General features: G+C 74.7%; 18 protein-coding genes. 12 read left to right on the top strand and 6 right to left on the bottom strand.

Annotated elements, in window-relative coordinates; genetic code table 11:
• Positions 1 to 14: 14 nt before the first annotated feature.
• Both AB0D45_RS22675 and serC read right to left on the bottom strand, forming a co-directional pair.
• Positions 15 to 428, bottom strand: a complete 414-nt coding sequence (locus AB0D45_RS22675; protein ID WP_362461874.1) for a hypothetical protein — start codon at positions 426 to 428, stop codon at positions 15 to 17.
• A gap of 358 nt (positions 429 to 786) precedes the next feature.
• Entirely contained in the window at positions 787 to 1,905 is a 1,119-nt protein-coding gene (gene serC / locus AB0D45_RS22670) for a phosphoserine transaminase (protein WP_361602379.1), read from the bottom strand.
• An 84-nt stretch (positions 1,906 to 1,989) separates the two neighbouring features.
• Here serC and AB0D45_RS22665 point away from each other — a divergent pair, with 84 nt between their 5' ends.
• Both AB0D45_RS22665 and AB0D45_RS22660 read left to right on the top strand, forming a co-directional pair.
• Positions 1,990 to 4,791, top strand: coding sequence for an FAD-binding and (Fe-S)-binding domain-containing protein (locus AB0D45_RS22665; protein WP_362461871.1), 2,802 nt, complete (start codon positions 1,990 to 1,992; stop codon positions 4,789 to 4,791).
• Between the two features lie 90 nt (positions 4,792 to 4,881).
• The gene (locus tag AB0D45_RS22660) at positions 4,882 to 5,826 is read left to right on the top strand and encodes an EamA family transporter (protein ID WP_362461868.1); all 945 of its coding nucleotides are present in this window, start codon (positions 4,882 to 4,884) and stop codon (positions 5,824 to 5,826) included.
• A gap of 92 nt (positions 5,827 to 5,918) precedes the next feature.
• Here AB0D45_RS22660 and nadE read toward each other — a convergent pair whose 3' ends face one another.
• Positions 5,919 to 6,740, bottom strand: a complete 822-nt coding sequence (gene nadE, locus AB0D45_RS22655; RefSeq protein ID WP_361602370.1) for an ammonia-dependent NAD(+) synthetase — start codon at positions 6,738 to 6,740, stop codon at positions 5,919 to 5,921.
• A 61-nt stretch (positions 6,741 to 6,801) separates the two neighbouring features.
• Complete coding sequence (locus tag AB0D45_RS22650; protein ID WP_361602367.1) at positions 6,802 to 7,188, bottom strand: MerR family transcriptional regulator; 387 nt, start codon at positions 7,186 to 7,188, stop codon at positions 6,802 to 6,804.
• A gap of 50 nt (positions 7,189 to 7,238) precedes the next feature.
• On the opposite strand from AB0D45_RS22650, the gene AB0D45_RS22645 reads away from it, so the two are divergent.
• Positions 7,239 to 8,120, top strand: a complete 882-nt coding sequence (locus tag AB0D45_RS22645; RefSeq protein ID WP_362461864.1) for an NAD(P)-binding domain-containing protein — start codon at positions 7,239 to 7,241, stop codon at positions 8,118 to 8,120.
• Positions 8,121 to 8,231: 111 nt separating this feature from the next.
• On the opposite strand, the gene AB0D45_RS22640 is transcribed toward AB0D45_RS22645, so the two are convergent.
• A complete protein-coding gene (locus AB0D45_RS22640) occupies positions 8,232 to 9,857 on the bottom strand; it encodes a CocE/NonD family hydrolase (protein WP_362461861.1) in 1,626 nt (541 codons plus the stop codon).
• Between the two features lie 326 nt (positions 9,858 to 10,183).
• Here AB0D45_RS22640 and AB0D45_RS22635 point away from each other — a divergent pair, with 326 nt between their 5' ends.
• The 7 genes from AB0D45_RS22635 to AB0D45_RS22605 all read left to right on the top strand — a co-directional run bounded on the left by AB0D45_RS22635 (position 10,184) and on the right by AB0D45_RS22605 (position 19,377).
• Entirely contained in the window at positions 10,184 to 11,098 is a 915-nt protein-coding gene (locus tag AB0D45_RS22635; protein ID WP_362461858.1) for a TIGR03084 family metal-binding protein, read from the top strand.
• Positions 11,095 to 13,002: an acyclic terpene utilization AtuA family protein gene (locus tag AB0D45_RS22630; RefSeq protein WP_362461855.1), complete on the top strand. Its 1,908-nt coding sequence runs from the start codon at positions 11,095 to 11,097 to the stop codon at positions 13,000 to 13,002. Before AB0D45_RS22635 ends, AB0D45_RS22630 begins: the two co-directional genes overlap by 4 nt.
• Complete coding sequence (locus AB0D45_RS22625; protein WP_362461852.1) at positions 12,999 to 14,597, top strand: carboxyl transferase domain-containing protein; 1,599 nt, start codon at positions 12,999 to 13,001, stop codon at positions 14,595 to 14,597. Before AB0D45_RS22630 ends, AB0D45_RS22625 begins: the two co-directional genes overlap by 4 nt.
• An 8-nt stretch (positions 14,598 to 14,605) precedes the next feature.
• Positions 14,606 to 16,513 (top strand): biotin carboxylase N-terminal domain-containing protein, encoded by a 1,908-nt coding sequence (locus AB0D45_RS22620; RefSeq protein WP_362461849.1) that lies wholly within the window; start codon positions 14,606 to 14,608, stop codon positions 16,511 to 16,513.
• Entirely contained in the window at positions 16,510 to 17,661 is a 1,152-nt protein-coding gene (locus tag AB0D45_RS22615) for an acyl-CoA dehydrogenase (RefSeq protein WP_362461846.1), read from the top strand. The genes AB0D45_RS22620 and AB0D45_RS22615 overlap by 4 nt, the downstream gene beginning before the upstream one ends.
• A 367-nt stretch (positions 17,662 to 18,028) precedes the next feature.
• Positions 18,029 to 18,775, top strand: coding sequence for an enoyl-CoA hydratase family protein (locus AB0D45_RS22610; protein WP_362461843.1), 747 nt, complete (start codon positions 18,029 to 18,031; stop codon positions 18,773 to 18,775).
• Complete coding sequence (locus tag AB0D45_RS22605; protein WP_362461840.1) at positions 18,763 to 19,377, top strand: TetR/AcrR family transcriptional regulator; 615 nt, start codon at positions 18,763 to 18,765, stop codon at positions 19,375 to 19,377. The genes AB0D45_RS22610 and AB0D45_RS22605 overlap by 13 nt, the downstream gene beginning before the upstream one ends.
• 68 nt (positions 19,378 to 19,445) lie before the next feature.
• On the opposite strand, the gene AB0D45_RS22600 is transcribed toward AB0D45_RS22605, so the two are convergent.
• Positions 19,446 to 20,552: a citrate synthase 2 gene (locus tag AB0D45_RS22600; protein WP_361609428.1), complete on the bottom strand. Its 1,107-nt coding sequence runs from the start codon at positions 20,550 to 20,552 to the stop codon at positions 19,446 to 19,448.
• A gap of 237 nt (positions 20,553 to 20,789) precedes the next feature.
• Here AB0D45_RS22600 and pdxH point away from each other — a divergent pair, with 237 nt between their 5' ends.
• Both pdxH and AB0D45_RS22590 read left to right on the top strand, forming a co-directional pair.
• Complete coding sequence (pdxH, locus tag AB0D45_RS22595) at positions 20,790 to 21,413, top strand: pyridoxamine 5'-phosphate oxidase (protein WP_362461934.1); 624 nt, start codon at positions 20,790 to 20,792, stop codon at positions 21,411 to 21,413.
• A 475-nt stretch (positions 21,414 to 21,888) separates the two neighbouring features.
• Positions 21,889 to 23,205, top strand: coding sequence for a PAS domain-containing protein (locus AB0D45_RS22590; protein ID WP_362461837.1), 1,317 nt, complete (start codon positions 21,889 to 21,891; stop codon positions 23,203 to 23,205).
• The last annotated feature ends 304 nt before the right edge of the window (positions 23,206 to 23,509 follow it).

The raw sequence follows: 23,509 nt of genomic DNA, 5'->3' as shown, positions 1-23,509 counted from the left end.
GGCCGGGCCGGGGGTCACCGGGTGCCGCTGGTCCGCACGGTCAGGTGCGCGGTGGCCCGCAGCGGGGTGCCGTCGGGGGCGCTGCCGGTGAGGAGGACGTCGTAGGGGCCGTCCTTGACGCGGGCGACCCCGGCGGTGGCGGCCCAGGTGCCGTCCTGGCCGGCGGCGGGCGTGACGCGGCCCAGGGCGGCGGAGGAGACGGCCAGGTGCCGCGAGCCGGCGGGGGCGGTCACGGTGACGCTGACGGCGTCGCCCGGCTTCACGGGGGAGGCGGGCACCTCCACGCGGGCGGAGGGGGCCGGGTGCGTGCTCGTGCGGACGGACGGCGAGGGGGCGGGGGCGGGGGTGCCGGCGGCGAAGGCGGTGGCGCCGCCGAGGGCCAGCGACGCGGTGAGGGCGGCGGCGGTGAGGGTGAGAGCGGTGCGCATGGGTTCCTCCTTGAGCGGAGCCGGGCGAGTCCCGGCACACCGGACAAGAGGGACATTCGGGGGCTTCGGTTTCAGTGCATTCCGGGCGCCGGGAGGAGAGGGACGAAAGTACCGCGACCGGAAGGCGCAGGCGGGAGCGGGTGCGAGGGGCATCCGCCCGCTTGCCCCCCGCCCCGGTTTTGGGGACGAAAGTCCCGGCCGCCGAGGTGGAGGACACGGAGGACACGGAGGACAGGCGGACACGGAGGACACGGAGGACACGGACGATACGGAGGACACCCGGGGAACGCGGAAGCCCCGGCGCCGCGAAGGCGCCGGGGCTTCCCGGGTACGGGCGGGGCCCGTCGATCCCGTCAGGTCAGAGCTGCTCGATCACGTAGTCGATGCAGGCCGTCAGCGCCTGCACGTCCGCCGGGTCGATCGCCGGGAACATCGCCACGCGCAGCTGGTTGCGGCCCAGCTTGCGGTACGGCTCGGTGTCCACGATGCCGTTGGCGCGCAGCACCTTCGCCACCGCCGCCGCGTCGATGTCGTCGGAGAAGTCGATCGTGCCGATGACGGCGGAACGCTTGTCGGCGTCCTGCACGAACGGGGTCGCGTACTTCGACGCCTCCGCCCAGCCGTACAGGCGGCGCGCACTGTCCGCCGTACGGGCCGTCGTGAACTCCAGGCCGCCCTGGCTGTTCATCCACTCCAGCTGCTGGTCCAGCAGGAAGAGGGTGGCCAGCGCCGGGGTGTTGTACGTCTGGTTCTTCAGCGAGTTATCGATCGCCGTCGGCAGCGAGAAGAACTCCGGGACGTGCCGGCCCGAGGCGTGCACGCGCGCGGCCCGCTCCAGGGCGGCCGGGGAGAACGCCGCCACCCACAGACCGCCGTCCGAGGCGAAGGACTTCTGCGGGGCGAAGTAGTAGACGTCGGTCTCGGTGATGTCCACCGGAAGTCCACCGGCACCCGAGGTCGCGTCCACCAGGACGAGGGAACCGGCGTCCGCGCCCGCGACCCGCCTGATCGGCGCCGCGACACCCGTCGAGGTCTCGTTGTGCGTGTACGCGTACACGTCCACGCCCGCCTCGGCGACCGGCTCCGGGTGCGTGCCCGGCTCGGAGGAGATCACGGACGGCTCGTCCAGCCACGGCGCGAGCTTCGCGGCCTTGGCGAACTTGGACGAGAACTCGCCGAAGGTGAGGTGCTGGGACTTCCGCTCGATGAGACCGTGGGTCGCGATGTCCCAGAAGGCGGTGGAGCCGCCGTTGCCCAGGATCACCTCGTATCCCTCCGGCAGGGAGAAGAGGTCCCGGAGGCCCTGACGCACCGAGCCGACCAGGTTCTTGACCGGGGCCTGGCGGTGCGAGGTGCCGAGCAGGGAGGTACCGGTGGCGGCCAGGGCGTCCAGCGCCTCGGTCCGCACCTTGGAGGGGCCCGCGCCGAAGCGTCCGTCGGCGGGCCTGATGTCAGCGGGAATCTGGATCTCAGCCACGAGCGGAGCGTATCGGGTCCCGGACCGGCCGTCGGACGCGCGTCCACCCGGTGAGACGCGGGGCGGCGGTGGCAGGGTGTGCCCGTGACGTCTCCTGGGGAAATCGAGCGGACCTTGCGGGCCGGACTGCGCGGGGAGGTGGACTTCGGCGCCGCCGCACGGGCACTGGCCACCATGGACGCCTCGAACTACCGACGGGTACCGGTGGGCGTCGTCGCCCCGCGCGACGCCGAGGACGTCGCGGCCGCCCTGCGGATCTGCGCGGACGCCGGGGTGCCCGTCGTACCGCGCGGCGGCGGCACCTCCATCGCCGGCCAGGCCACGGGGGTGGGCGTGGTGCTCGACCTCACCCGCCACATGAACGCCCTGGTGTCGGTGGACCGCGCCGCACGGACCGCCGTCGTCCAGCCCGGGCTGGTGCTCGACCGGCTGCGGGAAGCGGTGCGCCCGTACGGGCTGACCTTCGGGCCCGACCCGTCCACGCACTCCCGCTGCACCCTCGGCGGAATGATCGGCAACAACGCGTGCGGGGCCCACTCCGTCGCCTGGGGCACCACCGCCGACAACGTGGAGGAACTCGCGGTCACCACGTACGGGGGCGCCGCCCACCGGCTCGGGACGGGGTGGGCGGGCGCGCCGGCGGGGCTGCGCGAACTGGTCGCCGGCAACCTCGCGGTGCTCCGTACGGGCCTCGCCGCCGGATCCTTCTCCCGCCGCATCTCCGGCTACGGCGGGCTCGACGCGCTGCTCCCCGAACGGGGCGTGCGCCTCGCGCGGGCCTTCTGCGGCAGCGAGGGCACCCTCGGGGTGGTCACCGAGGCGGTGGTGCGCCTCGTGGAGCTGCCGCCCGAGCCGGTGCTGGTGGTGCTCGGCTACCCCGACGAGAGCGCCGCGGCGGACGCGGCCGCCGGGCTCCTCGGACACGGGCCGCTCACGGTGGAGGGCATGGCCGAGGACCTGGTGCGGGGGGCGGCCGGGAGCGGGGGCCTGCTGCCCCGGGGAGGCGCCTGGCTGTTCGTGGAGATGCCGGACGGGGCGGCGGCGCGGCACCTGCTGCGGGAGGCCGACGCGCTCGACGCGCTGCTGGTGACGGAGCCCGCCGCGCAGCGCGCCCTGTGGCGCATCCGGGAGGACGCGGCCGGCACGGCGACGCGGATGCCCGGGGGTACCTCCCGGACGGAGTCCGGGGGAGGGGGCATGGCCTGGCCGGGGTGGGAGGACTGCGCGGTCCCGCCGGCCCGGCTCGGGGCGTACCTGCGGGACTTCCGGGCCCTGCTGGCGCAGCACGGGCTGCACGGGACCCCGTACGGGCACTTCGGGGAGGGCTGCGTCCACGTCCGGATCGACTTCGACCTGGTGTCGGCGGAGGGCGTGGCGCGCTTCCGGGCGTTCTCCGGCGAGCTGGCCGACCTCGTCGTCGCCCACGGCGGCTCCCTGTCGGGGGAACACGGCGACGGACAGGCCCGGGCGGAGCTGCTGCCCCGGATGTACGGGCCGCGGGTCATCGAGCTGTTCGGTGCGTACAAGGACGTGTGGGACCCGGCGGGCGGCATGAACCCCGGGATCCTCGTCAGGCCGGCGCGCCTCGACGAGAACCTGCGGTTCGCGGTGCTGCCCCTGGCGGCGTCCGGTGCGGCGGAGGGCGTGGCGGAGGGCGCGGCCCGCTGCGTCGGCGTCGCCAAGTGCCGGTCGGCCGAACCCGGGGGGCCCGGGGTGATGTGCCCCTCGTACCGGGTCACGGGGGAGGAGCGGCATTCCACGCGCGGCCGGGCCCGGCTGCTGCACGAGATGCTGGCCGGGGAGATCATCACCGACGGGTGGCGCTCGGCGGAGGTCGCCGAGGCCCTGGACCTGTGCCTGAGCTGCAAGGGCTGCCGCAGCGACTGCCCGGTGGGCGTGGACATGGCCGCCTACAAGGCGGAGTTCCTGCACCGCCACTGGTCCGGCCGGCTGCGCCCGCTGTCCCACTACACCCTGGGCGGCCTCCCGGCCTGGCTCCGGCTGATCGCCGCGCTGCGGGCGGCCGGGCCCGTCAACGCGGCCGGGCGGATCCTGCGCGTACCCGGCCTGGCGCGGGAGCGGGCCCTGCCGCCGGTGGCCAGGGTGCCGTTCACGCGGTGGTGGGGGGCGGGGGCGGGGGGTTCGGGTGGTGGGGGTGTCCTGCGGGTGACGCTGTGGCCCGACACCTTCACGGAGTACCTGGCCCCCGAGGCCGGCCGCGCCGCGGTCCGGGTCCTGGAGGCGGCCGGCCTCGGCGTCACCGTCCCCACCGGCGGCCGGGTGTGCTGCGGGCTGACGTACGTCTCCACCGGCCGGCTGGACCGGGCCCGCACCGTCCTGCTGCGCACCCTGGACGCCCTGGGGGAGGAGGCACTGCGGGGTCCCGTGCTGGTCCTCGAACCCAGCTGCGCGGCGGCCCTGCGCACCGACCTCCCCGCCCTGCTGCCCGAGGACCCGCGCGCCCACCGCCTCGCCGGAGCCGTGCGTACCTTCGCGGAGACGCTGGAGGAGTACGCCCCCCACTGGGCCCCGCCCCGGCTGGACCGGCCCGTCGCGGGCCAGACCCACTGCCACCAGCACGCCGTACTCGGCGACGCCGCCGACCGGCGGCTGCGCGAGCGGGCCGGGCTCACGGGCGAGCTCAGCGGCGGCTGCTGCGGCCTCGCGGGCAACTTCGGCTTCGAGCCGGGCCACCACGCCGTCTCGGTGGCGTGCGCGGAGGAACAGCTGCTGCCGTCGCTGCGCGCCGCGCCGCCCGAGACGGCGGTACTGGCGGACGGGTTCTCCTGCCGCACCCAGATCGCGCAGCTGGCCGGCCGGCGGGGCCGGCACCTGGCGGAGCTGCTGGCGGAGGGGGCGATGGAAGGGGCGGCGGAAGAGTCGTAGGGGCGCGGGGCCGGGGGTGCGGGAGGGTGTGGGCCGGGGGTAAGGCAGGACACGTGGGGATGGGGCTTACATACCCCTTAGGCTGGATTCATGCCTGCGCCCTCCTCATCGTCCCCGACGACCGCCGCCCCGGTTTCCGCCCCGGCCCCGACCCCCGCCCCCGCCCGGTCCTCCCGGTTCGGGCCGGTCGCGCTGGTGGTCTCGGCCGGGGTGTCGGTGCAGTTCGGCGCTGCCCTCGCGGTGATGGTCATGCCGAGGGTGGGCGCGGCGGGCGTGGTCACGCTGCGGCTCGCGGCCGCCGCGCTGGTGCTGCTGCTGGTGTGCCGGCCCAAGGTGCGCGGGTACGGGCGCTCCGACTGGGGGACGATCGTCGCCTTCGGGGTGGCCATGGCCGGGATGAACGGCCTCTTCTACCAGTCCATCGACCGCATCCCCCTGGGGCCGGCCGTGACCCTGGAAGTGCTCGGCCCGCTGGCCCTGTCCGTGATCGTTTCGCGCCGCCTGGTGAACCTGCTGTGGGCCGCCCTCGCCCTGACCGGCGTCGCCCTGCTAGCCGGCCACGGCGGCGGAGGCCTGGGCGGGCTCGACCCGCTCGGCGCGGGCTTCGCGGTGGGCGCGGGCGCGATGTGGGCCGCGTACATCGTCTTCAGCGCCCGTACCGGCCGCCGCTTCCCGCAGGCCGACGGCCTGGCCCTGGCGATGGCGGTGGCCGCCGTCATCTCGCTCCCGCTCGGCGTGGCGGAGGCCGGTTCCGACCTCCTCACCCCGAGCACGCTGGCCCTGGGCCTCGGTGTGGCGCTGCTGTCGTCGGTGCTCCCGTACACGCTGGAGCTCCTGGCCCTGCGCCGCCTGCCGGCGCCGACCTTCGCGATCCTGATGAGCCTGGAACCGGCCATCGCGGCGACGGCCGGATTCCTGATCCTGAGCCAGGCCATGTCAGCGCTCGACGCCCTCGCGATCGCCCTGGTGATCGCGGCGAGCATGGGCGCGGTGCGCTCGCAGGGGGAGAGGAAGGCGAAGCGGGGGCGGGGGTGAGGGGCGGGATGCCCCCGATGCCCCCGGCCCGGCTACTGGCGGCCGTCTGATGCTGATACCTGAATCAGACGGCGATCAGGACGGCGGTGGGATCAGGGGGCGATGGGGAGCTGGCGCTTGTGGTCGGTGAGGCGGTAGCGGGCGACGATCGTCTCGTAGGCGCGTTCGTCCACCGGCTTGCCCTCCAGGAAGTCGTCGATGTCGTCGTACGTGACTCCGAGGGCGTCCTCGTCGGCCTTGCCCGGGTCGAGGGTCTCCAGGTCGGCCGTCGGGACCTTCCACACCAGCTCGGCGGGCGCGCCCAGCGCGTCCGCGACCGCGCGCACCCGGCGCTTGGTCAGGCCGGTCAGCGGGACCAGGTCGGCCGCGCCGTCGCCGAACTTGGTGAAGAAGCCGGAGATGGCCTCGGCGGCGTGGTCGGTGCCGACCACCAGACCGGCGTGCGCGCCGGCCACCGCGTACTGGGCGATCATGCGCTGGCGGGCCTTGATGTTGCCGTGCACGAAGTCCTGGTGCGCGGCGTCGCGGAAGGTCACGCCGGCGGCCACCGACGCCTCCAGCGCCGCGTCGCTGGCGGGCTTGATGTCCACGGTCAGGACGTGGTCGGCCTGGATGAAGGACAGCGCCAGCTGCGCGTCGTGCTCGTCGGCCTGGACACCGTAGGGCAGCCGCATCGCGTAGAACCGCGCCTCGTGACCGGCCTCGCGGGCCCGCTCGACGGCGAGCTGGCAGAGCCGGCCCGCGGTGGTCGAGTCGACGCCCCCGCTGATGCCGAGTACGAGGGCCCGCAGACCCGTGGAGGTCAGCCGCTCGGTGAGGAAGGCCACCCGGCGCTCGATCTCCTGTTCGGCCTCGAAGGTCGGGGCGACCTGGAGTTCCCGGGCGATCTCCTGCTGGAGGGCGATGGCGCTCACGTCTGCTCCTTGTTCCGGTTCACGATGTGCCGTCCACCCTAAAACGTTTCCGCGGGGACCTTCATGCGGTGTTCCAGGCCGGATAGTCCTCGCCGCCCGTGCGCTCGGCCGCGTCGATGTAGTCGGACAGGGCGCCACGGGACTGCGCGAGCCTGTCCATCTGATCGTCGATGCGCCGCAGCCGGGTCCTCATCGCGGCGAGCAGTTCGGGGCAGCCGGGCAGCTCCGGGACCTCGCCGACCGCACAGGGCAGCAGGTACGCGATGTCCTCGGAGGACAAGCCGGCCCCCAGCAGGTGCCGGATCTGCTTCACCCGCAGTACGGCGGTCTCGTCGTACTCGCGGTAGCCGTTGGCGCGGCGCTCCGCCGCCAGCAGGCCCTGGGCTTCGTAATAGCGCAACTGGTGGGCGTTGACGCCCGTCCGGCGACTCAGTTCCCCGATCCGCATCGCATCCCCCACTTGACCTTGAGACCGGTATCAACGTTGACGATGCTGCCATGACCGACAAACTCCCCGTCTCCGTCATCGGACTCGGACTCATGGGCCAGGCCCTCGCCGGCGCGTTCCTGAAGGCCGGACACCCCACCACGGTGTGGAACCGTACGGCCTCCAAGGCCGACCGGCTGGTGGCCGAAGGCGCACAGCCGGCGCCCACGGTGGACGACGCGCTCACGGCAGGTTCCCTGACGATCGTCTGCCTCACCGACTACCAGGCCGTGCACGAGCTGCTCGACGCGAGCGAGCTCAAGGGCACCACCCTGCTCAACCTCACCTCGGGCAACTCGGCCCAGGCCCGGGAAGCCGCCCGCTGGGCCGAGCAGCGGGGCGCCCGGTACGTGGACGGCGCCATCATGGCCATCCCCTCGACCATCGGAACCCCTGAGGCGGTCATCCTCCTCAGCGGCCCCCATCTCCAGGATCTCGACGCCCTCGGCACCGTCACCCACCTCGGCACCGACCCCGGGCTGGCGTCCCTCTACGACGTGGCGGGTCTGGCCATGATGTGGAGCGTCCTGAACGCCTGGCTCCAGGGCACCGCCCTGCTCCGGACGGCCGGCGTGGACGCCGCGACCTACGCGCCGTTCGCCCGCCAGATGGCTGCCGGCGTGGCCGAATGGCTCCCCGGATACGCCCAGCAGATCGACGACGGCTCCTTCCCGGCCGAGGTGTCGGCCCTGGAGACCGACGCGAGGGCGATGGCGCACCTGATCGAAGAGAGCGAGGCATCGGGCGTCAACGCCGAACTCCCCAAGCTGTTCAAGGCCATGGCCGACCGCGCGATCGCCGCCGGACACGGCGCAGAGCAATACCCCGTCCTGATCGAAGAGTTCGCCAAGCCCCAGCCGACTACAACCCGCCGGGACGAGAGGAGCGCGTAGCGATCCGCCGCGCCTGGCCCCAGGGGGCTGGGCCGGGGACATCGGGGGCCGGATGCGGGGGCGGGCCGGGGCCCGGCCCGCCGCCTCGTCCCCGAGGAACCCGCCCACCGCTCACCCCACCGGCACCTCCAGGTACGACGGCGTCGGCTCCGGCGAGGTGAACGCCAGCGTCGCGCGCGGCAGGTTGGCGTCCCCGTAGAAGGGGTCGCGCCCCGCCGCCACCAGCAGGAGGCGGTGCCCGCGCGGGACGTCGTACGCCGTGGCCTGGAGGTCGATGTCCGCGCCGATCAGGCTGTCCGGCGGGGACGGCAGGTCGCTGAACGGGGCGTGCGTGATCAGGCGGGCCGAGCCGTCCGGGGCGAGGTCCAGGAGGTACGCCACGAAGGTGGAGCCGGAGTTCGCGGCCCGGTACGTCACCCGCAGCCGCGGGATGCCCCGTACGCGGACGGTCTCCTCGGCGGGGGCGCCGACCCAGGTCGCGGTCACGGCGGAGTCGATCTCCCCGGCCCGGTACGTCCTGGGCCGCCCCGCCATCTCCGCGTACCCCGAGCTCACGATCGCGTCGGCCACGGCGGCCGGGGTGTCCACCCCGCACAGCACGCCCGCCGTCCAGCCGTGCTCGGGCTCCCCGGCCAGGCCCCCGCCTCCCGTGAGGTACAGCCGGCGGACCTCCCGGGTGAGGTCGGGCCAGCCGGCGGAGGGCTCCAGGGCGCGGGTCCACATCACCTCGGCGAGCACCTCGCCCTCCGCGTCGACACCGTTGGCGGCGCCCCGCAGGTGGTGGTCGAACCAGCGGTGGGCGTCCGTCCACACCGGACTCGGCAGCCCGAGCAGTCCGGCGCTCTCGGGGCCGCCGTGGTCGCCGATCGACAGGTCGAGCCGCTTGGGCCCGGTGAGCTCGTCGAACAGCCTCAGCGTCTGGTTGGCGGGGAAGAGCGTCTCGTGCCAGGCGTGCGCGAGGAAGACCGGCACGCGCCGCCGGTTCAGCTCCTTGACCTGGCCGAACGGTGAGCGCTGCTGCGCCCACCGCAGCGTCGCTTCGCCGTCCCGGTCGGCCAGGACGTCCTCCAGCGCCCGCTCCGTCTCCGGGCTGAGCCGGGCCCGCCCGGCCGCCGTGAGCAGCGCCTGCACGGCGGCGCAGCGGCGGGTGGAGTTCTCGCGGAGCACCTCGCCGAGGTCGCCCCAGGTGCTGAGCGCCGCCACCGCGTCGACCCGGGGGTCGTGCGCGGCGACGAGCTGGCTGATGCCGGCGCCGTACGAGACGCCGAGGAAGCCGATCCGGGTGACGGGGCCGGCGGCGCGCTCCAGCAGGTGGTCCAGGGCCCGTCTGCCGTCGGCGACGTCCAGGGGTCCGGCGAAGTCGGCCTGGCCGTCGGAGCGGCCGAAGCCGCGGACGGTGTAGGCCAGTACGTCGTAGCCGCGTGCCGCGAACGCGGCCCCCTGGACGGCGTACGCGGCCCAGCCCAGGCCCGTCCACGGCGAGGGCATCACGACGACCGCCCGCGGCCGGGGGCCGGTGTGCCGCCAGAGCGCGGCGTCGAGCAGGTCGCCGCAGGCGCCGGTGACCTTGCCGCGGGTGAAGACGGCCGCTGCGCGCACGACCTGGGCTTCGGCGGCGCGCGCGGGCGGCAGGCCGGTGAGGTCGCCGCTCTCCAGGGCGTCGGCGTAGGCGGTGAGGGCGGTGGCGTCGAGCTGGGGATAGAGGGAGTGGAAGTCGGCTGGGGCAGCGGGGTTCACGGCGGACCGTCCTCGTCGTCGGCTGGCGTGGAGGGGATCGGGTGCGGCGGCTGCACAGGCGGCCCCCAGTATCGGCGCGCGGCGGTCGCCCCTCCGGTGCCTTCCCGGCGTACGGCCGGAACCGTCCCTCGGCGTGCGCGGCAGGGCGCGGCCGCTGCCTTGGGCGGGCCTTGCCGGATGGCGGTGGCACGCCAAGCACCGCATCCGGACGGGCAGTTGGCGATCCTGGCGGGAATGTCACGCACGGCGCACAAATCATGCAAGCGTGCTTGATTGTTTTAGTGGAGGCTGCCAGGCTTCCGCTCACGCCGAGAGAGGAGCACCCCGTGCCCGATCCGTCCGCCGCCGCAGGAACCCCCGCCGCAGGAACCCCCGCCGCAGGAACCCCCGCCGCAGGTCCCCCCGCGCCCGGTACCCCTGCTGCGGAAGCCCTCGCCGCGGAAAGCTCCGCCCTCGCCGCGGTCTTCGCCGACCTCCGGGACGAGGGCCGGGAACTGGACGCCCTGGTGGCCGGCTTGCCCGGTACCGCGTGGGCGCGGCCGACGCCCGCGCCCGGATGGAGCATCGCCCACCAGATCGCCCACCTGCACTGGACCGACCAGGCCGCGCTGCTCGCCCTCACCGACGCCGAGGGCTTCGCGCGCAGGGTGGAGGAGGCGCTGAAGGCCCCCGAGTCCTTCGTCGACGAGGGCGCCGAGGAGGGGGCGGCCCTGGCGCCCGCCGAGCTGCTCGCCCGGTGGCGGGAGGGCCGGGCCGCGCTCGACGCGGCACTCGCGGCCGCCTCGCCGGACGCGCGGTTCCCCTGGTACGGGCCCCCGATGAAGGCCGCCTCCATGGCGAGCGCCCGGCTCATGGAGACCTGGGCGCACGGCCAGGACGTCGCCGACGCCCTCGGCGTACGCCGCATCCCCACCGCCCGGCTGCGGCACGTCGCGCGGATCGGGGTGCGGGCGCGCGACTACGCGTACGCCGTCCGGGGCCTGCCGGCGCCGCAGGCGGAGTTCCGGGTGGAGCTGGCGGCCCCCGGCACCGGCGAGGTGTGGGCGTACGGCCCGGCCGACGCGGTGCAGCGGATCGCGGGGCCCGCGCTGGACTTCTGCCTGCTGGTCACCCAGCGCGCCCACCGGGCCGACCTCGGGCTCACGGCCACCGGGCCCGACGCCGACCAGTGGCTCGGCATCGCCCAGGCCTTCGCGGGTCCGGCGGGCCCGGGCCGCGCCCCGCAGGGGAGCCGGCGGTGACGCGGCGGCCGCTGCGCGTCGCCAACGCGTCCGGCTTCTACGGCGACCGGTCCGACGCCGTGCGCGAGATGCTGACCGGCGGCCCGCTGGACGTCCTGACCGGTGACTACCTCGCCGAGCTCACCCTGCTGATCCTCGGCCGCGACCGCCTGAAGAACCCGGACCTCGGCTACGCCAAGACGTTCCTGAAGCAGCTGGAGGAGGGCCTCGGGCTCGCGCACGAGCGGGGCGTGCGGATCGTGGCGAACGCGGGTGGGCTAAACCCCGCGGGGCTGGCCGCGGCGGTACGGGCCCTGGCCGCCAAGGTGGGGGTCGGCGTCTCCGTCGCGCATGTCGAGGGCGACGACCTGATGCCGTCCGGGAGCGGCGCGGCCACCACCGCGTACCCCGATGCCCTCACCGCCAACGCCTACCTGGGCGGCGCCGGGATCACCGCCTGCCTGCGGGCGGGCGCGGACGTGGTCGTGACCGGCCGGGTCACGGACGCGGCGCTGGTCAGCGGGCCGGCCGCCTGGTGGTTCGACTGGGGTCCCCAGGAGTACGACCGGCTGGCGGGGGCGGTGGTCGCGGGCCACGTCCTGGAGTGCGGCACGCAGGCCACCGGCGGGAACTACTCCTTCTTCACCGCCCACGACGTACGGCGGCCCGGGTTCCCGCTCGCGGAGATCTCCGAGGACGGCTCGGCGGTCATCACGAAACACCCCGGCACCGGCGGAGCCGTCACGCCGGGTACCGTCACCGCGCAACTCCTGTACGAGACCCAGGGCGTGCGCTACCTCGGCCCCGACGTCACGGCCCGCCTGGACACGGTCCGCCTCGCCCCGGACGGCGAGGACCGGGTCCGGATCAGCGGGGTCGAGGGGGAACCGCCGCCCCCCACCCTCAAGGTGGGCGTCACCCGCATCGGCGGCTGGCGCAACGAGGTGGTCTTCGTCCTCACCGGGCTCGACATCGAGGCCAAGGCCGCCCTGGTGCGGGCGCAACTGGCGGAAGCGCTGCGGGAGGTGGACTACGTCCGCTGGACGCTCGCCCGCACGGACCACGCGGACGCGGACACGCAGGAGACGGCGAGCGCCCTGCTGCGTCTGGTGGTCCGCGATCCCTCCCCGGACCGGGTCGGTCGGGAACTGACCTCGGCGGCGGTCGAGCTGGCCCTCGCCAGCTACCCCGGGTTCCACGTGACGGCCCCGCCGGGCCCCGCCCAGCCGTACGGGGTGTTCACCTCGGCCCTCGTTCCGGCAGGCTCCGTCCCGCACACGGCGGTCCTCGAAGACGGCACCCGCCTGCCGGTCCCCCCTTCGCCGCGCCCCCCGGACTCCGCGCCGCTGCACCGGACTCCGCCCGCAGGACCCGGAGACCGGCCCCGGATCCCGGCTCCGGACGGGACCGGGCCCACCGTCCGCGCCCCGCTCGGGGCGGTGGCCGGGGCCCGGAGCGGGGACAAGGGCGGCGACGCCAACGTCGGGGTGTGGGTCGGGAGCGACGACGCGTGGCAGTGGCTGCACCGCACCCTCACCGCCGAGACCTTCCAGGACCTGCTGCCCGAGACCCGGGGCCTGCCCGTCACCCGCCACGAACTGCCCCACCTGCGCGCCCTCAACTTCACCGTCACCGGCCTCCTCGGCGACGGCGTCGCCTCCGGCCACCGCTTCGACCCGCAGGCCAAGGCCCTCGGCGAATGGCTGCGCGCCCGCCACCTCGACGTCCCGGCCCGCCTCCTGCCCCCACACCACCCCGCCGCCGCCCCACCGGCCCCGGCGGACCACCCCGCCGCCGGCCCACCGGCCCCCGCCGACCACGTCGCCGCCGGCCCGCCGCACCGCCCCGCCGGCCCGCCGTCGTCCCGGGAGGCGCCGCCGCACCGCACCGCCAGCCCGCCGCCCGCCCCGGAGGGGACCCCATGACCCGCCTCGGTACCACCGTCGACCCCCTCGCCGCCGAGCACGCGCAGGCCCGTACCGCCGCCCTGGAGCGGCTCGCGGAGCTCGACGCCGAGCACGCCAACGCCCTGGCCGGCGGCGGCGAGAAGTACACCGCCCGGCACCGCGACCGCGGCAAACTGCTGCCCCGCGAGCGGATCGAGCTGCTCCTCGACCCGGACACCCCGTTCCTGGAGCTGTCGCCCCTCGCCGCCTGGGGCAGCGACTACCCGGTCGGCGCCTCGATGGTGACCGGCATCGGCACCGTCGAGGGCGTCGAGTGCCTGATCACCGCCAACGACCCCACCGTGCGCGGCGGCGCCAGCAACCCGTGGACCTTGAAGAAGGCGCTGCGGGCCAACGAGATCGCCCGGCAGAACCGGCTGCCCTGCATCAGCCTGGTCGAGTCCGGGGGCGCCGACCTGCCGTCCCAGAAGGAGATCTTCATCCCGGGCGGTGCGGTCTTCCGCGACCTCACCCGGCTCTCGGCGGAGGGCATCCCGACCGTCGCCGTGGTCTTCGGCAACTCCACCGCCGGCGGCGCGTACGTGCCCGGGATGTCGGACCACACCATCATGATCAAGGATCGTTCCAAGGTCTTCCTCGGCGGCCCGCCGCTGGTCAAGATGGCCACCGGCGAGGAGAGCGACGACGAGTCCCTCGGCGGCGCCGACATGCACGCCCGCGTCTCGGGGCTCGCCGACCACTACGCCCTCGACGAGTACGACGCCATCCGCCAGGCCCGCCGTGTCGTGGCCCGGCTCAACCACCGCAAACCGTACGCCGACCCGCCCCCGGCCGAGGAGCCGCTGTACGACCCGGAGGAACTCCTCGGCATCGTCCCCGCGGACCTGAAGACCCCCTTCGACCCCCGCGAGGTCATCGCCCGCATCGTCGACGCCTCCGACTTCGACGAGTTCAAGCCCCTCTACGGCACCAGCCTGGTCACCGGCTGGGCCACCCTGCACGGCTACCCGGTCGGCATCCTCGCCAACGCCCAGGGCGTCCTGTTCAGCGCGGAGTCGCAGAAGGCCGCCCAGTTCATCCAGCTCGCCAACCAGCGGGACATCCCGCTGCTGTTCCTCCACAACACCACCGGCTACATGGTCGGCAAGGAGTACGAGCAGGGCGGCATCGTCAAACACGGCTCGATGATGATCAACGCCGTCTCCAACTCCAAAGTCCCGCACCTGTCCGTCCTCATCGGCGCCAGCTACGGCGCCGGCCACTACGGCATGTGCGGCCGCGCCTACGAGCCCCGGTTCCTCTTCGCCTGGCCCAGTGCCAAGTCCGCCGTCATGGGCCCCGCCCAGCTCGCCGGAGTCCTCTCCATCGTGTCCCGCCAGTCCGCCGCCGCGAAGGGACTCCCGTACGACGAGGAACAGGACGCGGGGATGAGGGCCTTCGTGGAGGCGCAGATCGAGTCCGAGTCCCTCCCCATGTTCCTGTCCGGGCGGCTGTACGACGACGGCGTCATCGACCCGCGCGACACCCGTACCGTCCTCGGCCTGTGCCTGTCGGCCGTCCACAACGCCCCCGTCGAGGGCGCCCGCGGCGGCTTCGGCGTCTTCCGGATGTGAGCCCCCACATGACCGCTCCGATCACCTCCCTCCTCGTCGCCAACCGGGGCGAGATCGCCGTCCGGATCTTCCGCACGGCCCGCGCCCTGGGCCTGGCCACGGTCGCCGTCCACTCCGACCCCGACGCCGACGCCCTGCACGTCCGCAGCGCCGACGCGGCCGTCCGCCTGCCCGGGGCCGCTCCCGGCGACACCTACCTGCGCGGCGACCTGCTGATCGAGGCGGCCCGCGCGGCGGGCGCCGACGCGGTGCACCCCGGGTACGGCTTCCTCTCCGAGAACGCGGACTTCGCCCGGCAGGTCCTGGACGCCGGCCTGACCTGGGTCGGCCCGCCGCCCGCCGCCATCGAGGCCATGGCCTCCAAGACCCGGGCCAAGGAACTCGTACGGGCCGCCGGCGTCCCCCTCCTCGACCCCGTCGACCCGGCCACCGCCACCCCCGGCGATCTGCCCCTGCTCCTCAAGGCCGCGGCGGGCGGCGGCGGCCGCGGGATGCGCGTCGTACGGGACCTCGACTCCCTCAAGGAGTCCCTGGAGGCGGCCCGTGCCGAGGCCCTGTCGGCGTTCGGAGACGACGAGGTCTTCGCCGAGCCGTACGTGGAGCGCGGCCGCCACGTCGAGGTGCAGGTCCTCGCCGACGCCCACGGCACCGTCTGGGCGCTCGGCACCCGCGACTGCTCCCTCCAGCGCCGCCACCAGAAGGTCATCGAGGAGGCCCCGGCCCCCGGCCTGCCCGCAGCGCTGCGCGAGCGGCTCCACAGCGCCGCCGTGGCCGCCGCCCGGGCCGTCTCGTACCGGGGCGCGGGCACGGTCGAGTTCCTCGTCGGCGCCGACGGACGCCCGTGCTTCCTGGAGATGAACACCCGCCTCCAGGTGGAACACCCGGTCACGGAGGAGGTCTTCGGCCTCGACCTCGTCGCACTCCAGCTGCGGATCGCCGAGGGCGAAGCGCTCCCCTCCACCCCGCCGGAACCCACCGGCCATGCCGTGGAGGCCCGCCTCTACGCGGAGGACCCCGCCCACGACTGGCGGCCGCAGACCGGGGTGCTGCACACCCTCGACGTCCCCGGCAGGGTCCGTGTCGACACCGGCTTCACCGCCGGGGACACCGTCGGCGTCCACTACGACCCGATGCTGGCCAAGGTGGTCGCCCACGCGCCGACGCGCGCCGAAGCGGTCAGGATCCTCGCGGACGCCCTGTCCCGGGCCCGGATCCACGGGCTGACCACCAACCGGGACCTCCTCGTACGCTCCCTGCGGCACCCGGAGTTCGCGGCCGCCCGCCTCGACACCGGCTTCTACGACCGCCACCTCGACGCCCTCACCGCAGCCGCCCCGGACCCCGCCCTGGCCTGCCTGGCCGCCGCCCTCGCCGACGCGGCCCCCGCCGCCGACGCGCCCCTCGCCGCCCGCCTCGGCGGCTGGCGCAACCTCCGCTCCCAGCCGCAGAGCCGCCGCTACACCGTGGCCGGCACCGCGTACGAGGCCCGCTACGCGCCGGTGGAGGAGCCGGGCGTCCGCGTCCTGGCCGCCACCCCGGAGACCGTCACCCTCGAAGTGCACGGCGTCCGGCGGATGTTCCACGTGAAACGTAATTCGAACACCGAGGTCTACGTGGACTCCGTGCTCGGCTCCCACACCCTCGTGCCCGTCCCCCGGTTCCCCGACCCTCAGGACCGCACCGCACCGGGCTCCCTGCTCGCCCCCATGCCCGGCACCGTCGTCCGCGTCGCCGAGGGCCTGGCCCCCGGCAGCACCGTCACCACCGGGCAGCCCCTGCTGTGGCTGGAGGCCATGAAGATGGAGCACCGCATCCTCGCCCCCGCCTCCGGCACGCTCACCGCGCTCCACGCCGTCACCGGCCGCCAGGTCGAGTTCGGCGCCCTGCTCGCCGTAGTCCAGGAGGAACAGCCGTGATCGAGACCGAAGAGCACAAGGCCCTGCGCGCAGCCGTCGCCGCCCTCGGGCAGCGCTACGGCCGCGACTACCTCACCCGCGTCGCCCGCGAGGGCCGCCACCCCGACGAGCTGTGGGCCGACGCCGCCAAGCTCGGCTACCTCGGCGTCAACCTCCCGGAGGAGTACGGGGGCGGGGGCGGCGGCATCGCCGAACTCTCCATCGTCCTCGAAGAGCTGGGCGCCGCGGGCTGCCCCCTCCTCATGATGGTGGTCTCGCCCGCCATCTGCGGCACGGTCATCGCCCGCTTCGGCACCGACGCCCAGAAGAGCACCTGGCTCCCCGGTCTCGCCGACGGCAGCCGCACCATGGCCTTCGGCATCACCGAACCCGACGCCGGCTCCAACTCCCACCGCATCACCACCACGGCCCGCCGCGACGGCGACGACTGGATCCTCACCGGCCGCAAGGTCTTCATCTCCGGCGTGGACATCGCCGACGCCACCCTCATCGTCGGCCGCACCGAGGACGCCCGCACGGGCCGCCTCAAGCCCTGCCTGTTCATCGTCCCGAGGGACGCGCCCGGCTTCGGCCGCTCGGTCATCGACATGGAACTCCAGGCGGCGGAGAAGCAGTTCGAACTCACCCTGGACGAGGTCCGCCTCCCCGCCTCCTCCCTCGTCGGCGACGAGGACGCGGGCCTCCTCCAGCTCTTCGCCGGGCTCAACCCCGAACGCATCATGACGGCCGCCTTCGCGATCGGCATGGGCCGCCACGCCCTGGCCAAGGCCGTCGCGTACGCGCAGACCCGCCAGGTGTGGAAGGAGCCGATCGGCGCCCACCAGGCCATCGCCCACCCCCTGGCGGCGGCACACATCGACCTGGAACTGGCCCGCCTCATGATGCAGAAGGCCGCCCGCCTGTACGACGAGGGGGACGACATGGGCGCGGGGGAGGCGGCGAACATGGCGAAGTACGCGGCGGGGGAGGCGTGCGTCCGCGCGGTGGACCAGGCGGTGCACACGCTGGGCGGCAACGGCCTCACCCGCGAGTACGGGCTGGCTTCCCTCATCACGGCGGCCCGCGTCTCCCGCATCGCGCCGGTCAGCCGGGAGATGATCCTCAACTTCGTCTCCCACCAAACCCTGGGCCTCCCCAAGTCGTACTAGGAGACGGCGTAAGGAGGTCGGCCGCGACCGGAAGGTGAAGGCGTACGGAGGGGGGGGGGGCGGGGTGGGGTGTCGTCCGGGACTAAAACGAGATGAATTCGGCGCGCGGTACCGTCCAACAGACCACACCCGGCACAGGCGCCGAACATCGAAGCCCGTCCCGGACGACACCCCCCCCCGCCCCCGACCCCGGCCCACGACACCCCGCCAGAGCACACCGCCCAGCCAGGGGCAACACCGGCCCACCGGGACGCCGCCCCCAGCCCCCCGCCCGGCCAGGGCAACGGCCCGGCCAGGGCAACGGCGTACTCTCCCCCCGGGAGGGCCCGGCCGGGCGCCCCACCCGTACACCCCCTCCGGAGGAGACATGGCCCCACTCGTGCACGCCACCGCCGGCCCGGCGACCAGCATCACCACGCTCACCCTCGACTCCCCGGCCAACCGCAACGCGCTCTCCGCCCGGCTCGTCGCCGAGCTCCGCGCCGCCCTCGCGCGGGCGGCCGCCGACCCCGGGGCGCGGGCGGTGCTCCTCACCCACACCGGGAACACCTTCTGCGCCGGTGCCGACCTGAAGTCCCCGTGCGACCCCGCCGACTTCCTCGCCCTGCTGCGCGAAGTCACCGCCCTGCCCAAGCCGGTGGTCGCCCGCGTCACCGGGCACGTACGCGCCGGCGGCCTCGGCCTCCTCGGCGCCTGCGACATCGCCGCCGCCGGACCGCAGTCCTCGTACGCCTTCACCGAGACCCACCTCGGCCTGGCCCCCGCCGTGATCTCCATGACCCTGCTGCCCCGCCTCGACCCCCGCGCCGCCTCCCGCTACTTCCTCACCGCCGAGCCCTTCGACGCCGCCGAGGCCGCCCGCATGGGGCTGCTGACGCTCCACGCCGCGGACGACGTCGACGCCGCCCTGACGCCCGTCCTCGACGGACTCCGCAAGGCCTCCCCGCAGGCCCTCGCCGAGACCAAGGCCATGGTCACCGCCGCCGTACGGGAGGCCCTGGACCGGGACGGCGACCGGCTGACGGAGCTCTCCGCACGCCTCTTCGCCTCCGACGAGGCCCGCGAGGGCATCACCGCCCGCTTCGAGCGCCGGGACCCCTCATGGGCACGGTGACCGGCCCCGCCCCCCGGCAGACCGGCCTCGTCCCCAAGCAGGCCCGCAGCCGGGTCACCCGGCGCCACCTGCTGGAGGCGGCCGTCTCCTGCCTGGCGGAACACGGCTGGGCGGGTTCCACCGTCGCCGTCGTCGCCGAACGCGCCGGGGTCTCGCGCGGCGCCGCCCAGCACCACTTCCCGACCCGCGAGGCCCTCTTCACCGCCGCCGTCGCGTACGTGGCCGAGGAGCGCTCCACCGCCCTGCGCGAGCTGTTCCATGCCGCCCCGGCGCCGCGTCCGGCGGTGGTCGAGGCCCTGGTCGACCTGTACACCGGCGCCCTGTTCCGTGCCGCGCTCCAGCTGTGGGTCGCCGCCTCCAACGAGGAGCAGCTGCGCCCCCAGGTGGTCGAGCTCGAAGCCCGGGTGGGCCGCGAGACCCACCGGATCGCCGTCGAGCTGCTGGGCGCGGACGAGTCGCGGCCGGGCGTACGGGAGACGGTGCAGGGGCTCCTCGACATGGCCCGCGGTCTGGGCCTGGCCAACGTGCTGACCGACGACACGGCCCGCCGGGCGCGGGTGGTGGCGCAGTGGTCCGAGCTCATCGACGCCGCCCTGGGCTGACGGACCCGGACGCGCGAGGGCGCCGCACCCCGTACGGGATGCGGCGCCCGAAACACACCGCCGGGCGCTCAGGCCGTGGCGGCGATGTCCCCGTACCCCTCGATGTCGCGCGGGTCGCGCCGCCCCGGGCCGATGTAGCGGGCGGAGGGGCGCACCAGGCGGCCCGTGCGCTTCTGCTCGAGGATGTGCGCCGACCAGCCGGCGGTGCGGGCGCAGCTGAACATCGAGGTGAACATGTGCGCCGGGACCTCGGCGAAGTCCAGCATGATCGCGGCCCAGAACTCCACGTTGGTCGCGAGGACCCGGTCGGGCCGGCGGGCGTGCAGTTCCTCCAGCGCGGCCTTCTCCAGGGCGGCGGCGACCTCGTAGCGCGGGGCGTCCAGCTCCTTGGCGGTGCGCCGCAGGACGCGGGCGCGGGGGTCCTCGGCGCGGTACACGCGGTGCCCGAAGCCCATCAGCCGCTCGCCCTTGTCCAGGGCCTTCTTGACGTACGCGACGGCGTCGCCGGTCCGCTCGATCTCCTCGATCATGCCGAGCACGCGCGAGGGCGCGCCGCCGTGCAGCGGCCCGGACATGGCGCCGACGGCACCCGACAGGGCGGCGGCGACGTCGGCGCCGGTCGAGGCGATGACGCGGGCGGTGAAGGTGGAGGCGTTCATGCCGTGCTCGGCGGCGGAGGTCCAGTACGCGTCGACGGCCTTGACGTGCTTGGGGTCGGGCTCGCCCCGCCAACGGATCATGAACCGTTCGACGACGGATTCGGCCTTGTCGATCTCCCGCTGCGGCACCATCGGCAGGCCCTGGCCGCGGGCGGACTGGGCGACGTACGACAGCGCCATGACGGCGGCGCGGGCGAGGTCGTCGCGGGCGGTCTCCACGTCGATGTCGAGCAGCGGTTTCAGACCCCATACGGGCGCGAGCATGGCGAGCGCGGACTGCACGTCGACGCGGATGTCGCCGGAGTGCACCGGGATCGGGAAGGGCTCGGCGGCCGGCAGGCCGGGGTTGAACGCACCGTCGACCAGCAGGCCCCAGACGTTCCCGAAGGAGACGTGCCCGACCAGGTCTTCGATGTCCACCCCCCGGTAGCGGAGCGATCCGCCTTCCTTGTCAGGCTCGGCGATCTCCGTCTCGAACGCGACGACCCCTTCGAGTCCGGGTACGAAATCGGACATCAGGCGGCTCCTCAGGTAGTGCGAACACGCGCGGTTCCGGCGTGATTCGCGGTCCGGCGCGGTCATCCCCGTTGATGCCCGGCAGGGCCGAAGGTCATCCGTGCGGGAACCCTCGGACCGGCCCCAAGATTTTGTCCGTTCCCGTGGGCCTGCGGAAGCGTGACATACGGCACACCGGTGGCCGGCGTCCTGCGGCAGGATGACCGTGTGACCGATCAGGACATTGACCCCGCCGTCATGCGCAAGCAGTACCGCTCCGAGATCGTCGAGGAGGCGGGCCTCGCCGACGACCCCATGGCGCAGTTCGCCCTGTGGTTCCAGCAGGCGGCCGACTCGCACCTCTTCGAACCCAACGCGATGGTCGTCTCGACCGCCACGGCAGGTGGGCGGCCCAGCTCCCGCACGGTGCTGCTGAAGCAGTACGACTCGCGGGGCTTCGTCTTCTTCACCAACTACGGCTCCCGCAAGGTCCGGGAGATCGACGAGAACCCGTACGTCTCGCTGCTGTTCCCCTGGCACCCGATCGCCCGCCAGGTCATCGTGACGGGCCGGGCCGAGCGGATCGGCCGGGACGAGACGGCCGCCTACTTCCGGTCCCGGCCGCACGGTTCGCAGCTGGGTGCCTGGGCGAGCGCGCAGTCGACGGTGATCGGGTCGCGGGCGGAGCTGGACCGCCGTTACGCGGCGCTGGCCGAGCGCTACCCGGAGGGCGAGCAGGTGCCGGTGCCGCCGGAGTGGGGCGGGCTGCGGGTGCTGCCCGACGCGCTGGAGTTCTGGCAGGGCCACGAGAACCGGCTGCACGACCGGCTGCGGTACGTCCTCGACGGGGACAAGTGGCGGGTGGAGCGCCTCTGCCCGTGACGCCGGTGGCTGTCGGGGAGCGGGGCGGGGTCCGCGGCCCGGTGCTGCGGGTTCCGCCCGCCGTTCCCCGCGTTCCCGTGTCCCGGCGGGGCGCAGACGCAGACGACCCGCGGGCTCGGGTTCCTCTCCTGCAGTGAGAGGAGCCGGCCGGACGTGCCGGCGAGCCCGCGGGTCGGGTGACTGCTTGGGATTGGCGCCGGGCGGTTTCCGCCGGGCACCGCACTGGGTGCGCTGCTGACGACGGGCCCTAGCCCGCAGCCACCTCACGCGTCCGGTTTCCGTACATTTCGGGAACCACCTCCCTTCTCGTGTACGGCAGAGCCTAGGCCGCCCTTCCGGAGCCCTCAAGTGATTTACGGGGCGAATGGCGAGGCGGACATTCCGGGACGATTCCGAGAAGCGGCTGTGGCCTGGGTCACGTTCCAGTTCAATGATCTGACGTGCCGCACACGCGAACACCTGCGGGGGGTGCCAGGTGAGTGCTTCCGGGCGTAGCGAGACCGCCGACGATCTGCTGGCCGCGCTGCTCGACGGGATGGACGCCGCCCTGTGCGCGTTCGACTCCGACGGCGTGATCACCCACTGGAACCGCGAGGCCGAGCGGATCCTCGGCTGGAGCGCCGCCGAGGCGGTGGGGCGGCGCGGCTTCGCGGGGTGGGCCGCGCGCGCCGCGGACGCCGACGACGTGCAGGACCGGCTGATGGCGGCGCAGGACGCGCCGGGCCGGCAGGTCCACGAGTTCGCCCTGCTGACCAAGGACGGCGGCCGGATCCTCGTACGGACCCAGTCCGCCGCGGTGCCCGGCGCCGACGGGAAGCCGGCCGGGGTCTACTGCGCCTTCAGCGAGGTCCACGCCCAGATCGACCTGGAGCGGTCCATCGCCCTCAGCGAGGCGCTGATGGACGACGCCTCGTGGGGGGTCGTCCTGGTCGACGTGGACCTGCGGCCGGCGGTGGTCAACGCGCACGCCGCGCGCGCCTTCGGAGCCGGGCGCAGCGCACTGCTGGGGCGGCCGCTCGGGGACCTGCTGGAGCAGGGCGTGGAGGAACTGGAGGGCGCGCTCCAGCACGTGCTGGCCGAGGGGGCGCCGCCGTCGCCGCTGGAACTGTGGGTGTCGGTCCGCACCCCGGAGGGGGTGCGGCGGCGCTGCTGGCGGTGCGGGTTCCTGCGGCTGGCGTCACCGCTGGCGGAGGAGCCGGTCCCGTTGGGGGTCGGCTGGCTGTTCCAGGACGTCACCGAGGCCCGTCAGGCCGAGCTGGACACCGGGCAGCTGCGGTTCCGGACCAACCAGCTGTACCGGGCCGGGCGGGCCGCCGCCGAGTGCGAGGACCCGGCGGAGGCGGCCGCCGTCCGGCTGGACTACGCGCTGGCCGGCTTCGCGGAGCACGCGCTGGTGGACGTACTGGTGCCCGGGCCGGGGCGGCGCCTGGTCCGCTCGGCGGCCTCTCCGTCGGGGCTGGCGCTGCTCCTGCCGGGGCCGGGTGCGATTCCCGTCCGGTACGGGGCCGCGCACCCGGCGCTCCAGGCCCTGGACCGGATCGGCCCGGTCCGGGCCAGCGCCCCGGCGGGGGAGGCGGCCGACGCGTGGGCCCGGGCCCGCCAGTGGCCCCCGGGCGCCACGCACGCCCTGTGCGCGGTCCTCCGCAGCCGCGGCCGCACCCTGGGCGCCCTCACGTTCCTCCGCGGCGCCTCCCGCCCGCCGTTCGAGCGCGCGGACGCGCTGTACGCGGAGGAGGTGGCGGCCCGAGTGGCTGCGGACCTCTCCCTGGCGACGCACCCGCCCCTGCCGTGACCCTGGCCGGGTGGGGTGGGGGTGTGGCTGCCCCGGCGGGGGCCGTTGCCCTGGCCGGGCGGGGTGCGGGTGCCGGGTCCCGGTGAGGCCGTTGTCCTGTGCCGGGCGGGGTGTGGGTGGCGGGGCGCTGTGGGCCGGGCGGTGTGGGCGGTGTGGGCGGGGTGTCGTGGGCCGGGGTCGGGGGCGGGGTGGGGTGTCGTCCGGGACGGGCTTCGATGTTCGGCGCCTGTTCTGTGTTTGCTTTGTCGGGCGGTGCCTCGCGCCGAATTCATCTCGTTTTAGTCCCGGACGACACCCCACCCCG

The organism is Streptomyces sp. NPDC048352, assembly GCF_040651895.1.
GTDB lineage: Bacteria > Actinomycetota > Actinomycetes > Streptomycetales > Streptomycetaceae > Streptomyces.
Note: the sequence above shows the minus strand (reverse complement) of the source record. Positions and strands in the feature narration are given on the sequence as shown.